The sequence below is a fragment of the Streptomyces sp. NBC_00016 genome (genome assembly GCF_045040885.1).
GTDB classification, from domain to species: Bacteria; Actinomycetota; Actinomycetes; order Streptomycetales; family Streptomycetaceae; genus Streptomyces; species Streptomyces coriariae.
The window spans coordinates 5,969,873-5,983,064 of record NZ_CP108304.1 but is presented as its reverse complement, the minus strand read 5'-3'; the positions used below and the strand labels follow the sequence as shown (position 1 = coordinate 5,983,064).

Genomic DNA, 13,192 nt, shown 5'->3' with positions numbered 1-13,192 from the left:
GCCAGTTTCGCACCCGGAGGCCCACTGAGGGAAAGCCGATTACGCGGCGGTCGCTCAGGGCGCGTCCCCGAGGCCGCTCAGCACGGTCTCGGCCCGCTCCAGCGCCCCGTCGTCCGCCTCCAGGTCGGGAGTGATGCCCCGGCCGTCGACACCGTGACCGGAGGGAGTGCGGTAGTGGCCGACGGTCAGCTCGGCGACGGAGCCGTCGGGCAGCCGGCTCGGCATCTGGACCGAGCCCTTGCCGAAGGTACGGGAGCCCACGACGACCGCGCGGCCACGGTCCTGGAGGGCGCCGGTGAGCAGCTCGGCGGCGCTCATCGTGCCGCCGTCGACGAGTGCGACCAGGGGGCTGGTGGTGTCGCCGCCGCCCTCGGCGTGCAGGGCGCGCTGGTCACCGTCGACGTCGTAGGTGGCGACCAGGCCGCCGTCGAGGAAGGCGGAGGCGGCGGAGACGGCCTCGGTGACCAGGCCGCCGGAGTTGCCGCGCAGATCGAGGACGATCCCGGCCCCTGCCGGGGCCCGGCGGACGGCGCTGCGCACGCTGTCACCGACGCCCTTGGTGAACGCGGCGACGGTGATGACGGTGGTGTCGTCGGAAAGCCGGTGGACGGTGACGGAGTCCGTGGACAGGAGCGCCCGGCGCAGGCTCTCGGTCCACGCGCGCGTGCCGCGCTCCAGGCCGAGACGGACGGAGCTGCCGGCGGTCGCGCGCGTGGCGTCACCGCGGAGTAAGGAGACGACGTCGGTGACCGGGAGGCCTTCGACGGAGCGTCCGTCCACGCTGCGCAGCCGGTCGCCCGCGCGGATCCCGGCGGCGGCCGCGGGCGATCCCGACCGCACCTTGGTCACCTCGATCCGGCCGTCCCCGTCGCCTCGCGCCTCCAGGCCGACGCCGGTGTACCGGCCGTCGAGGGACGCCTCGAACTCCTCGTACTCGCCCTCGGAGTAGACGGCCGCCCAGCGGTCCCCGCTGCGGCTGACGGCGCGCTCGGCGGCCTCCATCGGGGACTTGCCGTCCGCGGCGGCCTCCTCGGCGGCCCGCGTCACGTCCTCGGAGTGGCCGGCGGGGGCCGGGGAGGGGGCGGCGCCCGAGGCGCCCCGCCCGCCCTGCGCGGGGTCGCCCGGCAGGGATCCGGTGGCGGCACCGGCGACGAGCACGCTCGCGAACACCAATGTCAGGGCGGCCCCGCGGCCGAAACGGCGGGGCTGACAGAACAGGTCACGGCCTGACATGGCGGTGAGTCTAGGGGAACGCGAAGGGCCGTACGGTCGGTTGACCGTACGGCCCGCGGGGCGTGCGTCACACCTTCAGGTACTTGCGCAGCGCGAAGAACGCGGCCAACGCGGGCATCAGCAGGCTCGTGGCGAGGATGAGCGGGAGCTTCGTCAGCACGGCGTCCCAGCCGATGAAGTTGATCAGGTTCAGCTTCTCGGACAGGGCCAGGCCGTTGTCGATGATGAAGTACCGGGCGATCACCAGGAATCCGCAGGCGACCGTGCCGCCGATCAGCCCGGCGACCGCGGCCTCGGCGATGAACGGCGCCTGGATGTAGAAGCCGGAGGCGCCGACGAGCCGCATGATCCCCGTCTCACGCCGCCGGCTGAAGGCCGAGACGCGCACGGTGTTGACGATCAGCATCAGCGCCACGACGAGCATCAGCGCCATGACCGCCCGCGCCGCCCAGTTCATGCCGTTGAGCAGCCCGAAGAGGTTGTCCAGGATGCCCTTCTGGTCCTGCACGGACTGCACGCCGTCGCGCCCGTCGAAGGCGGTCGCGATGACCTGGTACTTCTCCGGGTCCTTCAGCTTGATGCGGTACGACTCCTGCATCTGGTCCGGCGTGAGGGAGCTGGCCAGCGGGGAGTCGCCGAACTGCTCCTTGTAGTGCTTGTACGCGTCGTCCTGCGACTCGTACGTCACCTTCTCGACGACCCCCATCTTGTCGAGGTCGGACTTGATCTGCTTCTTCTGGTCCGCGGTGACCGCGCCCTTGGCGCAGTTCGGGTCGGACTCGGCGTCGCTCTTGTTGCAGAGGAACACCGAGACGTTGACCTTGTCGTACCAGTAGCCCTTCATCGTGCTGACCTGGTCGCTCATCAGGAGCGACCCGCCGAAGAGCGCCAGGGACAGGGCGACGGAGACGACGACGGCGAAGGTCATCGTCAGGTTGCGGCGGAGACCGACACCGATCTCCGACAGTACGAACTGGGCGCGCATGGCGAGTTGTTCAGGCCTTTCCGGGGACGTCCGCGAGAACGGGGGCGATGGCGGGGGCGGTCAGTGCTGGTAGCCGTAGACGCCGCGCGCCTGGTCGCGGACGAGACGGCCCTGCTCCAGCTCGATGACGCGCTTGCGCATCTGGTCCACGATGTTCTGGTCGTGCGTGGCCATCAGCACGGTCGTGCCCGTCCGGTTGATCCGGTCGAGCAGCTTCATGATGCCGACGGAGGTCTGCGGGTCGAGGTTGCCGGTGGGCTCGTCCGCGATCAGCAGCTTGGGCCGGTTCACGAAGGCGCGCGCGATGGCGACGCGCTGCTGTTCACCGCCGGACAGCTCACCGGGCATCCGGTCCTCCTTGCCGCCGAGCCCGACGAGGTCGAGCACCTGCGGCACGGACTTGCGGATCTCGCCCTTCGACTTCCCGATGACCTCCTGCGCGAAGGCGACGTTCTCCGCCACCGTCTTGTTCGGCAGCAGCCGGAAGTCCTGGAAGACCGTCCCCAGCTGGCGGCGCATCTGCGGCACCTTCCAGTTGGAGAGGCGCGCGAGATCCTTGCCCAGGACGTGCACCTGACCGTGGCTGGTCCGCTCCTCGCGGAGGACCAGCCGCAGGAAGGTGGACTTGCCGGAGCCGGAGGATCCCACGAGGAACACGAACTCGCCCTTCTCCACCTCGAGGGAGACATCCCTGAGTGCGGGGCGGGTCTGCTTGGGGTAGACCTTGGAGACGTTGTCGAATCGGATCACGGGTGCACCACGGGTCGCCGGGGGTAGATGAGCGTGACCATACGCGAACCGGGGAGGGCGGCGCAGGCGTCGCGAGGGGTTGAGTGGGGCTTGTGCGTTTTTGTACGGGACTTTGTACGCCCCCCGCTCTCCGGGTGGGCCGCGCGGCCCCCGGAGGAACCTGGCACAGTGGAGGGGGAACGTTCCCGTTCCCCGAAGCGTTGTGTACGTGGAACCGGTGCAAGGAGGGCGAGCGCATGACGTACGACCGGCTGGTGTGCGCTAACTGCGCCGCGCCCGTGAGCGAGGGCCGGTGCCCGGTGTGCCGCGCGAACCGCGAGCGGCTGCAGCAACAGGACAACTTCTTCGCGGGGCTGAACCCGATGGCGCTGATCGCGCTGCTCGCGGTGCTGGTGGCAGCGCTGGCGCTGCTGGCCCACCAGAGCGCGTGACCCCCGGACACGCACGGAAAGGGGCCCGGAGCTGATCGCTCCGGGCCCCTTCGCGTGTACGTCACGTACGGACGCGACCACCTGACGTCAGGCAGCGGCTCCGCCACGGCCGGCCGCGAGGCGCGGCAGCACCCGGAAGCCGATGCCGCCCGCGATCATCGTGGCGGCACCGATGATCAGGAAGCTGGTCTGACCGGCACCGGTCTCGGCGAGCTCCTTGCCACCACCCTGCGCGCTGGTGTCGGCGGCGGAGTCCGAGGTGTCGGTCAGCGCGGAGCTGCCCTCCTCCTGGGTGGAGGTGCCGTCGGTGTCGGTGCCGCCGGCGGTGGAGCCACCGCCGGTGGAGCTCGAACCGCCGGTGGTGCCGGAGCCGCCGGTGGAGTCGTCGCCGCCGGTGGTGCTCGAACCGCCGGTGGTCGAGCTGCCGCCGGTGGTGGAGCCACCCGTGGTCGAGCTGCCACCGGTCGTGGTGGAACCGCCGGTGGTCGAGCTGCCACCGGTCGTGGTGGAACCGCCGGTGGTGGTGCTGCCACCGGTCGTGGTGGAACCGCCCGTGGTGGTGCTGCCACCGGTCGTGCTGGAGCCACCCGTCGAGGAGTCGCCGCCGGTGCTGGACGTTCCGCCGATGGAGACCGTCCCGCCGATGGAGACCGTCCCGCCGGTGCTGGAGTCGCCGCCCGTGGAGGAGTCGCCGCCGGTCGAAGAGTCACCACCGGTCGAGGAGTCGCCGCCCGTGGAGCTCGTGCCGCCGGTCTCGCACTCCGGGGTGACGATGATGGTGCAGTCGTCCTCGCCGTCCATGGGGACGATCGTGCTCGTGTCGACAAGAGCGTCGTCGTCGGCCGAGGCGACGCCGGCCACCGTCAGCGAGGCGCCCGCGGCGATCACGGCGCCGGCGGCTATCCGCGCGAACCGGATCCGCGTCTTCTTGGTCATATAGCTGCTACCCCCAGTAGCTGAATCGTCGATGAGGCCGCGCCCGGGGCCGTGATCGACGGAGGTAGCTGAGCTGTAGCTGAAGCCCCCGGTTCACATGCGCCCCAGAGATACGCATGCCACACTGCACCTTCCCCACTTTTCAAAGCATCGTCAAGGTCGTTGCGTACGCAATGTCCAAGTCGGGGCGCTTTGCGTGTCGTTGGTGCTGTGAATGTGATGTAAAAAGCAACCGCCCCTGATTCAGGGGCGGTTGCCTTGTCGACAAAGTTACTTCTCTTGCTGCTTGCGCCAGCGAATTCCGGCTTCCAGGAACCCGTCGATCTCACCGTTGAACACGGCCTCGGGGTTACCGACCTCGAACTCGGTACGCAGGTCCTTGACCATCTGGTACGGGTGCAGGACGTACGAACGCATCTGGTTGCCCCAGGAGTTGCCGCCGTCGCCCTTGAGCGCGTCCATCTTGGCCTGCTCCTCCTGCCGGCGCCGGTCGAGCAGCTTGGCCTGGAGGACGTTCATCGCGGACGCCTTGTTCTGGATCTGCGACCGCTCGTTCTGGCAGGAGACGACGATGCCGGTGGGGAGGTGGGTGAGCCGCACCGCGGAGTCGGTGGTGTTCACGCCCTGGCCGCCGGGGCCGGAGGACCGGTAGACGTCCACCCGCAGCTCGGACTCGTCGATCTCGATGTGGTCGGTGGTCTCCACCACGGGAAGGATCTCGACACCCGCGAAGGAGGTCTGCCGACGCCCCTGGTTGTCGAAGGGGGAGATCCGCACGAGCCGGTGCGTGCCCTGCTCCACGGAGAGGGTGCCGTAGGCGTACGGGATCTGCACGGCGAAGGTGGTCGACTTGATGCCGGCCTCTTCGGCGTACGACGTCTCGTAGATCTCGGTCTTGTAGCCGTGCTGCTCCGCCCACCGCAGGTACATCCGCTGGAGCTTCTCCGCGAAGTCGGCGGCGTCGACGCCACCGGCCTCGGCACGGATGTTCACGAGCGCCTCGCGGGAGTCGTACTCGCCGCTGAGCAGCGTACGGACCTCCATCTCGTCCAGCGCCTTCTTAACGGAGGTGAGCTCGGACTCGGCCTCGGCGAGGGTGTCCGGGTCGTCCTCCTCCTGGGCCATCTCGAACAGCACGGAGAGATCGTCGATCCGGCTGCGCAGCGCGTCCGCCTTCCTGACCTCGGCCTGGAGGTGGGACAGCTTGCTGGTGATCTTCTGCGCCTCGTCCGGGTTGTCCCACAGGGACGGCGCGGCCGCCTGCTCCTCGAGCACGGCGATATCTGCCCTCAGCTTGTCGAGGTCCAGAACGGCCTCGATCGACTCCATGGTCGAGGAGAGGGACTTGAGCTCTTCGGATACATCGACGACTGCCACGGCTCCAGCCTAACGGACCCGGCATCCGAGCCCGCCCGGCCTCGACCGCCGAGCCAGACCGCCCCGCCCCGGCCGGCACATCCCAGCCCGTCCGGCGCCGACTGCCGAGCCCCGGTCAGGGCTTCCCAGCCCGTCCGGCGATTGAGGACGAGGCCCCTTCAGGGCCGAAGCGGGGGTCTGGGGGCGGCAGCCCCCCCAGGGTCAGGGAGACGCCGGCGCCGAGTTCTTCGTGTCCTGCGGAGTCGCCCCCGCGTCGTCACCGGAGGTGGCCGCCCACGTGCCGATGCCCGCCGCCGCGGCCAGCGCCACCGCCGCCACGCCCAGCGTGATCCGCCGCCGCCGGGTGGCGGAACGGTTCCGTGCCGAGCCGGGCCGCGGCGCGCCCGCCGCCCTCGGCACCCGTGCCGTGCCGTGCGCCCCGCCCGCCAGCTCGTCCGGCGCGGGCACCCGCATCGACGTATGGGTGTCCCGGTTGGAGTCCGGCTTCGCGCCGGGCACCAGCGGGACCGACCCGCGCCGCACCCGCCCGGAGGGCGCCGCGGGCGAGGACGCGGAGGGCGCGGTCTCGGCCGGCTCGCCCTCCCCCTCCTCCTGCTCCGGGTCCGGCTCGTCGACGTCCAGCGGCGGCATCCCGGCCAGCGTCGGCAGCTGCTCCCGCAGCCGCGCCGCCAGTTCGGACGCCCGCAGCCGGGAGGCCGGCGCCTTCGCCAGGCACTGCACGAGAAGCTGCCACAGCTCGTCCGTGATGCCGGGGAGCGGGGCGACGGACTCCGTGACGTGCCGGCGCAGCACCGCGCCGGGGTGGCCGCCGCCGAACGGGGTGAAGCCCGCGAGGAGCTCGTACAGCACGGTCGCCAGGGCGTAGATGTCCACCGAGGCGCGCGGCGGCAGGCCCTCCACGATCTCCGGCGCCAGATAGTCCGGCGTGCCGATGATCTTCGTGGCGCGGGTCCGTTTGGGGGTGTCGATCAGTTTCGCGACGCCAAAGTCGGTCAGCAGCGCGCGGTGCGAGCCACCGGGGCCGAGCGGACCCTGCATGTCGAGCAAAATGTTCTCGGGCTTCACGTCCCGGTGGACGATCCCGGCCGCGTGCGCGGCGGCCAGTCCCTCGGCGATGTCCGCGACGATCGCCACGGCGGCCTCGGGCGCGAGCCGTCGGTCCCGTTCGAGGCGGGTGCGCAGGTCCGTGCCGCGGACGAGGTCCATGACCAGGGCGAGGTCGTTGCCGTCGACCACCAGGTCCCGTACGGAGACCACGTGCGGGTGCTCCAGGCCGAGCAGGGCCGTGCGCTCCTGCACGAAGCGGCCCACGAGCTCCTCGTCGGAGGCGAGGTCCTCGCGCAGCAGCTTGACGGCGACGGGCCCGTCCGGTCCGTCGCCCAGCCACACCGTGCCGGCGCTGCCCCGTCCCAGGATCTGGTGGGCGGTGTACCGGCTGCCGATCTTCCGTGCCAAGGCTGCTCCTACAGACGCGTGTTGCCCATCAAAGTACGCGTCCGAGGAGCCAACCTTCACCGCGGAGACGGAAATCACCCGCCGGATGTCGACAAGTACACAAGCTCACGGTCAGAACCGGAGACCGTGGCGCTCGCCGGTGCCTCAGTTGCCCGTGCCGCCCGTGCCGCTGCCGCCCGAGTCGGCCAGGTCGCCGATCCAGCCGGTGACGTCGTTGAACCAGCCGCTGATCAGCTGCCAGTAGTTCTTGCCGGTGCCGATCCAGCCCTGGAGCGGGCTCAGCTCCCAGATCAGCCATCCGGCCACGAACAGGATGACGATCGTGAACAGACAGCCCTTCAGGCAGCCCAGCCCGGGGATCTTCATCGGGTTGGCACCGCGCTGCCGCGGCTCCCTCGGCTGCCGGGGTTCCGGCTCCGGCCGCTGCCTCGGCTGCTGCTGGGGCGCCGGCGCGTACCGCTGGGGCTGGTGTTGCGGCTGCTGGTGCTGCGGCGGCGCGTACTGCTGCTGCGGCTGCCCCTGGTAGCCGTAGCCGGGGGGCTGCTGCTGGCGCTGCTGAGGTCGCTGTTGCTGCTGAGGCCGTTGTTGCTGCTGGTTCTGCTGCGGATACGGCTGCTGCGGCTGCTGCTGGCGGGAGACCTGCCGCTGGGGGCGGCGGCGCAGCGGGTCCTCGCCGGGGTCGAGGTACTGCTGGACCTGCGTCGGCTCGTTGCGGTCGCGGGCGGCTCGCATCTGGGACTGCCAGGGATGCGGCTCCTGGCCCTGCTGACCCTGCTGACCCTGCTGGCCCTGCTGGTGCGGCGGCACCGGCGGCAGGACGGCCGTCGGATCGGCGGCGCCCGAGGGGCCGCCGGTGTGCGGCAGCACGGCGGTGGGGTCGGCGGCGCCGGCGGGACCGCCGGTGTGCGGCAGGACGCTGGTCGCGGCGTTCGGGTCGTAGGCGCCGCCCGGCACGGTCGCGGGCGTCGGATCGGGCGCGAGGAGGTGGCCGACGCCGTCGGCGGCGGCGATCTGCATCGAGTTCGCGTGCACCCCGATGCCCTCGGCGACGATGCGCAGCCCGCGCGCGAGGTTCTCGGCGCTCGGCCGGTCGTCGGGGTTCTTGCGCAGACAGCGCTCGATGACCGTCCAGAGCGGGTCGGGGACCGTGGACGGGCGGCGCGGCTCGGCGTTCAGGTGCTGGTGCAGGACCTCGAGGGCGGAGCCGCCGGAGAACGGCGGCCGCCCGGTGACCAGCTCGTACAGCAGGATGCCGGCGCCGTAGATGTCCACGGCCGAGGTCTGCGGACGGCCCTCGGCGGACTCCGGCGCGACGTACGCGGGCGTGCCGACGAACTCGCTGGTCCGGGTCAGGCCCGGGGAGTCGGCGAGGCGCGCGATGCCGAAGTCGGTGAGCAGCGGGTGCATCTGCCCGCCGTTCTGCATCAGCAGGACGTTGGCCGGCTTCAGGTCGCGGTGCACGACGCCGTCGGCGTGGCTGGCGGCGAGCGCGTCGGCGACCTGGGCGGTGAGCAGAGCGGCGGCGACGGGCGTGAAGGGGCCGTTCTCGCGCAGGTAGCGGTGCAGGTCGGGGCCGTCGACGAGGTCCATGACCAGCGCCAGCAGATCGCCCTCGACCACCAGGTCGCGGACCCGGACGATGTTCGGGTGGGTCAGGCGCAGCAGCACCGAACGCTCGCGCAGGAAGCGCATCACGACGTCGGGGTCGTTCGCGAGCTCCTCCTTGAGGACCTTGATCGCGACGGTCTCCCCGGGCTGGCCGGCCACGGCCGCCTCGGCGCCCGCGGTCTCGCGCTGGCGCGCTCGCCAGACGGTGCCCGTGGCGCCGCGTCCGAGCGGCTCCTCGAGCAGGTACTTGCTGCCGACTGGCCGCACGTCACGCGCTCCCTGCTGCTTGCTTGCCTGTCCTGTCCGTGTTCCGACCCACTGTAGTGCCGCAGTGCGGACACCGGGCTGTCGTCTTCGTCCGAAGGAAAGACGCTCGGCCCGGCCTTCCTGGTTGCCGGGGGCGGACGTGACCGATCTCAACTGATCGTCGGCGACGCAGTTGTCAGGCACTTTTGCGGGCAGAGCCGACCAATCAAGATCACTTGTCCCCGGGTGTGGGGCGCGTTGTCAGTGACAGGTGCGAGGATGCCTTCAGTACTGGCCGCTGTGCTCGTGTGGGGTGGGGGGAAGTCCGCGCCCGTGCAGAAGGGACCGCTGACGGCGATGCAGATCCGGCTGACCGTCGTAGACCCGACGGCCCCGCCCTTCCCCGCGCCCGGCTCGGCTCGCGCGGGGGGAGTCCAGGCGCGGGCCCGCACCGCGAGCTGCGACGTGCTGGTCACGGCGCCCGCCGGCACGGCTCTGGCCGCGGTGGCGTCCGCGCTGGCCGCGGCGGTCTCCGGGGAGGGCGCCCCGTCGGCCTCCTCCGCGGCGGCGGTCGTGCTCTACGCGGGCGTGGAGCGGCTCGACACCCAGCGCTGCACGCTCGGCGAGCCGCCGCTGATCGACGGCGCCGTGCTGTCCCTGGGCGCCCCGGCCGACCCCGAACCGCATCCCGAGGTCGACGAAGCCCCGGCCCGACTGCACGTGGTGGCCGGGCCCGACGCGGGCGGGGTCCATCTGCTGCACGGCGGCCAGGTCCGCGTGGGCCGCTCCGCCGACGCCGACGTACCCCTCGACGACCCGGACGTCTCGCGCCTGCACTGCACGGTGACGCTCTCCCCCGAGGGCCGCGTCACGGTCGCCGACCTCGGCTCCACCAACGGCACCACCCTGGACGGCGCCCGGGTGCAGGACCGTCCCGTCCGCCTCGCCCCCGGCGCCCTGCTGCGCGTCGGCGAGTCGGCTCTGCGCCTGGCCCCGCCCGGCGGCCCGGGTCCCCGGGCGGCGACCACTCCGGACGGCGAGGGCCATGTCCGGGTGCCCTGCGCGGGCACGGACCCGGCGGCGGGCGAGGGCCCGTCCGGCGGGAGCCCCGGTCCGGCCGCGGGCGCGGCACACACGCGTGCGGCGGGCGGCGGCGCGGGCGACCGGGAAGGCCCCTCCGGCCCGACCGGCCACGCCTACGGCACGGTGGACTGGAACGGCTCGCCGGAGGGCCGGGGCGGGCGGACGCGCGGCGCCGCGGAAGCCCACGCGGCGCCTCCGGCGGTGCCCGGCCAGGGCACGGCGCCGCGCATCGAGAGCCGGCGCGGCGGCGAGGCCCGCGCGGGGGACCCCGCCCGCCGGAACCCGCCCGGAGCGGCTGCTCCCGGTGGTGTGTCCGGAGCGGGTGAAGGTTCCTCGGCCACCCACGCCGGCCGCTCGGGCCTCGGCTCGTTCACGGGGCCGTACGACGACGTCCGGGGACCGCACGGCGCGCCGGAGGACGCGGGCACCCCGCACCGCCCCGCCGCCTCCGCTCCGGACCCCGCCGCCCCGTCCGGCCCTTCGTCCCGCCCTCCCTCCCACCCTTCGTCCGTTTCCCCGGCCGCGTCCCCCTACGACGACGCCCCCGAAACCGATCCGCGCGCGGCCTCCCGCCGCAAGGGCACCCCGCTGCGCGGCACCGACGTGCCCCCGGGCGTGCGCAAACGCGGCGGTCTCTCCGCGTGGGCGCGCCGGCTGGCCGGAGGTCGCGGCGACACGCAGGACACGGACACCCCCGGGACCTACGAGGAGGAAGAGGCCGCGGCGCAGTCGTACCCGTCGGCCGTCGTGTCCCCCGCGCCCGAGACCTGGCCGGACCCGGCCGCGCTGCTGCTGACGGCGCTGGGCCCCGGCCCCCGGCTGTGGGAACGCGGCCCGGGGCACCCCGAGGCGCTCACCGTGCGGCTCGGCACCGCCGACCGGCCGGCGCCCGACGGCTCGGGCCTGCTGCCCGCCGTACCGGTGACGACGGGGCTGCGCGAGGTCGGCGCGCTCGGTCTGGCCGGGCCGCGCCCGCGGCTGTCCGGGCTGGCGCGCGCGGTGCTGGCGCAGCTTGCCGCGCTGCACTCCCCCGACGCCCTGGAAATCGTCCTGATCAGTACGGACCGCGCGCGTTCCGAGGAGGAGCGCGTCGCCGAGTGGTCCTGGCTGGGCTGGCTGCCGCAGCTGCGCCCGGGACACGGACAGGACTGCCGTCTTCTGCTCGCCTACGACCGCGACCAGGCCACGGCCCGCGCCGACGAGCTGCTGCGCCGTCTGGAGGACCACCTGGCCGACAGTGCGGGCGGCCCGAGCGGTGCGAGCGGTACGGGAGCGGTCCAGGTACCCGCGCCCCGCGGCGCCGGCCGCCGCCCCTCCTGGGCCGTGCCGGACGAGACCGACGACGGCGACTTCCCCGGCCCGTACACCGTGGTCGTCGTGGACGGCGATCCCGGCGGCGCGGACCTGCGCGAGGCGGTGGCCCGGCTGGCGGTGACCGGACCGCGCGCCGGGATACACGTCGTCTGTCTGGCCGAGACGCCCGCCGCCTCCCCTTCCTCTCCGGTGACCGAGACCTACGAAGCGGCCTGCGCGACGGCGCCCACCTTCCGCGCGTGCGGAGCCGTCGCGCTGCTCAGCGGGGACGTGGCGACGGCGCTGCGGCTGCTGCGGGTCGCGCCGGCCGGGGCGGAGACGGAGCGGCCGGGCCCGGTGGGACCCGGCACGGTCGGCGCGGTGGACGCGGTCTCCCTCGCCTGGGCCGAACGCTTCGCGCGGGCCCTCGCGCCGCTGCGCCCGGACGGCGCGGGCGGCGGCGAGCGGCCCACCCGGGTGTCGGCTCCGCTGCCCCAGTCGGCCCGGCTCCTGGACAAGCTGGGCCTCGCCCGGGCCACGCCCGCCTCGCTGATGGCCCGCTGGGCGGACGCGGCCGACGACGCCGAGGCGCTCGGCGGACGGGCGTGGGCCGTGCTCGGCGCGGGGCCGCGCGGACCGGTCGGCGTGGACCTGGTCGCCGAGGGCCCGCACCTGCTGATCGAGGGCCCGACCGGCAGCGGGCGTACGGAGCTGCTGCGGGCGGTCGTGGCCTCGCTGGCCGCCGCCGAGCGGCCGGACCGGCTGGGCATCATCCTGCTGGACGGCCGCGACACGGTCGGCAAGGGCGGCGGCGGTCATGGCGACGGCCTGCGGATCTGTACGGACGTACCGCATGTCACCACCCACCTCACCGCCAACGACCCGGTCCGCATGCGGGAGTTCGCACAGTCACTGAGCGCCGAGCTGAAGCGGCGGTCCGAACTGCTGGGCCGTTCCGGCTTCGTGGAGTGGCACACGCAGCGCGCGGTGTCCGGCCGTATCGTCCCGCAGCGCACCCCGAACGCCGCGTCCCAGGGAGCCGGGCTCGGCGGCGGCTCCACCGGCGGCGCCGCCGACATCGAGGCCCCGCCCAGCACCACGCTGCGGCTGCGCCCGGGAGCGGCCGCCCGGCAGCGGGCCGAGGCGACTCCCCCGCTGCCCCGTCTGGTGGTGGTCGTCGACGACCTGGACGCTCTCGTCTCCCCCGCCCTCGGATCCCCGGGCCGGCCCGCCGCCGGCTCGGTCATGCGCGCGCTGGAGGCGGTGGCCCGCGAGGGCGAGCGGCTCGGCGTGCACCTGGTGGCCGCGGCAGGCCCCGGGGGCCGTACGGCGGAGTCGGAACCGGCCCGGCTGTCCACCGTTCGGATCACTCTGGACCCGCCGGGTTCCGGCACGGACGAACCGGCGCCGGGCCGCGGCCGGCTCAAGGGCGCGGACGGCCGCCTCACCCCCTTCCAGGGCGGCCGCGTCACGGGCCGCATCCCCCGTACGGCGACGCTGCGCCCCACGGTGGTCCCCCTGGAGTGGCAGCGCATGGGCGACCCCCCGGCCCGTCGCCCGGTACGGGAACTGGGCAACGGCCCGACGGACCTGGCCCTGCTGGCCAGCGCCCTGGAGCGAGCCGCGCGGCAGCTCAGCCCGTCCGGAGGCGCACCCGCCGGGGGCGCGTGAGGCGAGGCCCCCTCCGGGGAGAAGCCGGCCCGGGCGGGTCAGGAAACAGGTGACCGGAACGGGTGACCGGGGCGGTGGCTCCCGGCCACCCGTTCCGTTCACGCCCGCGCCGGGCCACGCACCG

The 13,192-nt window shown here is 73.5% G+C and carries 9 protein-coding genes; 2 read left to right on the top strand and 7 right to left on the bottom strand.

Going from position 1 to position 13,192, the window contains the following annotated elements; genetic code table 11:
- Positions 1-54 precede the first annotated feature (54 nt).
- The 3 genes from OG933_RS26510 to ftsE all read right to left on the bottom strand — a co-directional run bounded on the left by OG933_RS26510 (position 55) and on the right by ftsE (position 2,968).
- On the bottom strand, positions 55-1,233 hold the full coding sequence (locus OG933_RS26510; protein WP_405629175.1) for a S41 family peptidase: 1,179 nt from the start codon (positions 1,231-1,233) through the stop codon (positions 55-57).
- 67 nt (positions 1,234-1,300) lie between these two features.
- Positions 1,301-2,218, bottom strand: a complete 918-nt coding sequence (gene ftsX, locus OG933_RS26505) for a permease-like cell division protein FtsX (protein WP_020132391.1) — start codon at positions 2,216-2,218, stop codon at positions 1,301-1,303.
- Positions 2,219-2,278: 60 nt separating this feature from the next.
- Positions 2,279-2,968, bottom strand: a complete 690-nt coding sequence (gene ftsE / locus OG933_RS26500; protein ID WP_020132390.1) for a cell division ATP-binding protein FtsE — start codon at positions 2,966-2,968, stop codon at positions 2,279-2,281.
- 236 nt (positions 2,969-3,204) lie between these two features.
- Between ftsE and OG933_RS26495 the strand changes: the two genes are divergently transcribed.
- Positions 3,205-3,399, top strand: a complete 195-nt coding sequence (locus OG933_RS26495; protein WP_327183361.1) for a hypothetical protein — start codon at positions 3,205-3,207, stop codon at positions 3,397-3,399.
- Between the two features lie 87 nt (positions 3,400-3,486).
- Here OG933_RS26495 and OG933_RS26490 read toward each other — a convergent pair whose 3' ends face one another.
- From OG933_RS26490 to OG933_RS26475, 4 genes are all read right to left on the bottom strand, one after another.
- Complete coding sequence (locus tag OG933_RS26490; RefSeq protein ID WP_362522635.1) at positions 3,487-4,335, bottom strand: hypothetical protein; 849 nt, start codon at positions 4,333-4,335, stop codon at positions 3,487-3,489.
- Positions 4,336-4,605: 270 nt separating this feature from the next.
- Complete coding sequence (prfB, locus tag OG933_RS26485; protein ID WP_054240261.1) at positions 4,606-5,712, bottom strand: peptide chain release factor 2; 1,107 nt, start codon at positions 5,710-5,712, stop codon at positions 4,606-4,608.
- A 201-nt stretch (positions 5,713-5,913) separates the two neighbouring features.
- Complete coding sequence (locus OG933_RS26480) at positions 5,914-7,167, bottom strand: serine/threonine-protein kinase (RefSeq protein WP_142264590.1); 1,254 nt, start codon at positions 7,165-7,167, stop codon at positions 5,914-5,916.
- A gap of 144 nt (positions 7,168-7,311) precedes the next feature.
- Entirely contained in the window at positions 7,312-9,042 is a 1,731-nt protein-coding gene (locus OG933_RS26475) for a serine/threonine-protein kinase (protein ID WP_405629173.1), read from the bottom strand.
- A gap of 336 nt (positions 9,043-9,378) precedes the next feature.
- Between OG933_RS26475 and OG933_RS26470 the strand changes: the two genes are divergently transcribed.
- The gene (locus OG933_RS26470; protein ID WP_405633518.1) at positions 9,379-13,068 is read left to right on the top strand and encodes an FHA domain-containing protein; all 3,690 of its coding nucleotides are present in this window, start codon (positions 9,379-9,381) and stop codon (positions 13,066-13,068) included.
- Positions 13,069-13,192 lie beyond the last annotated feature (124 nt).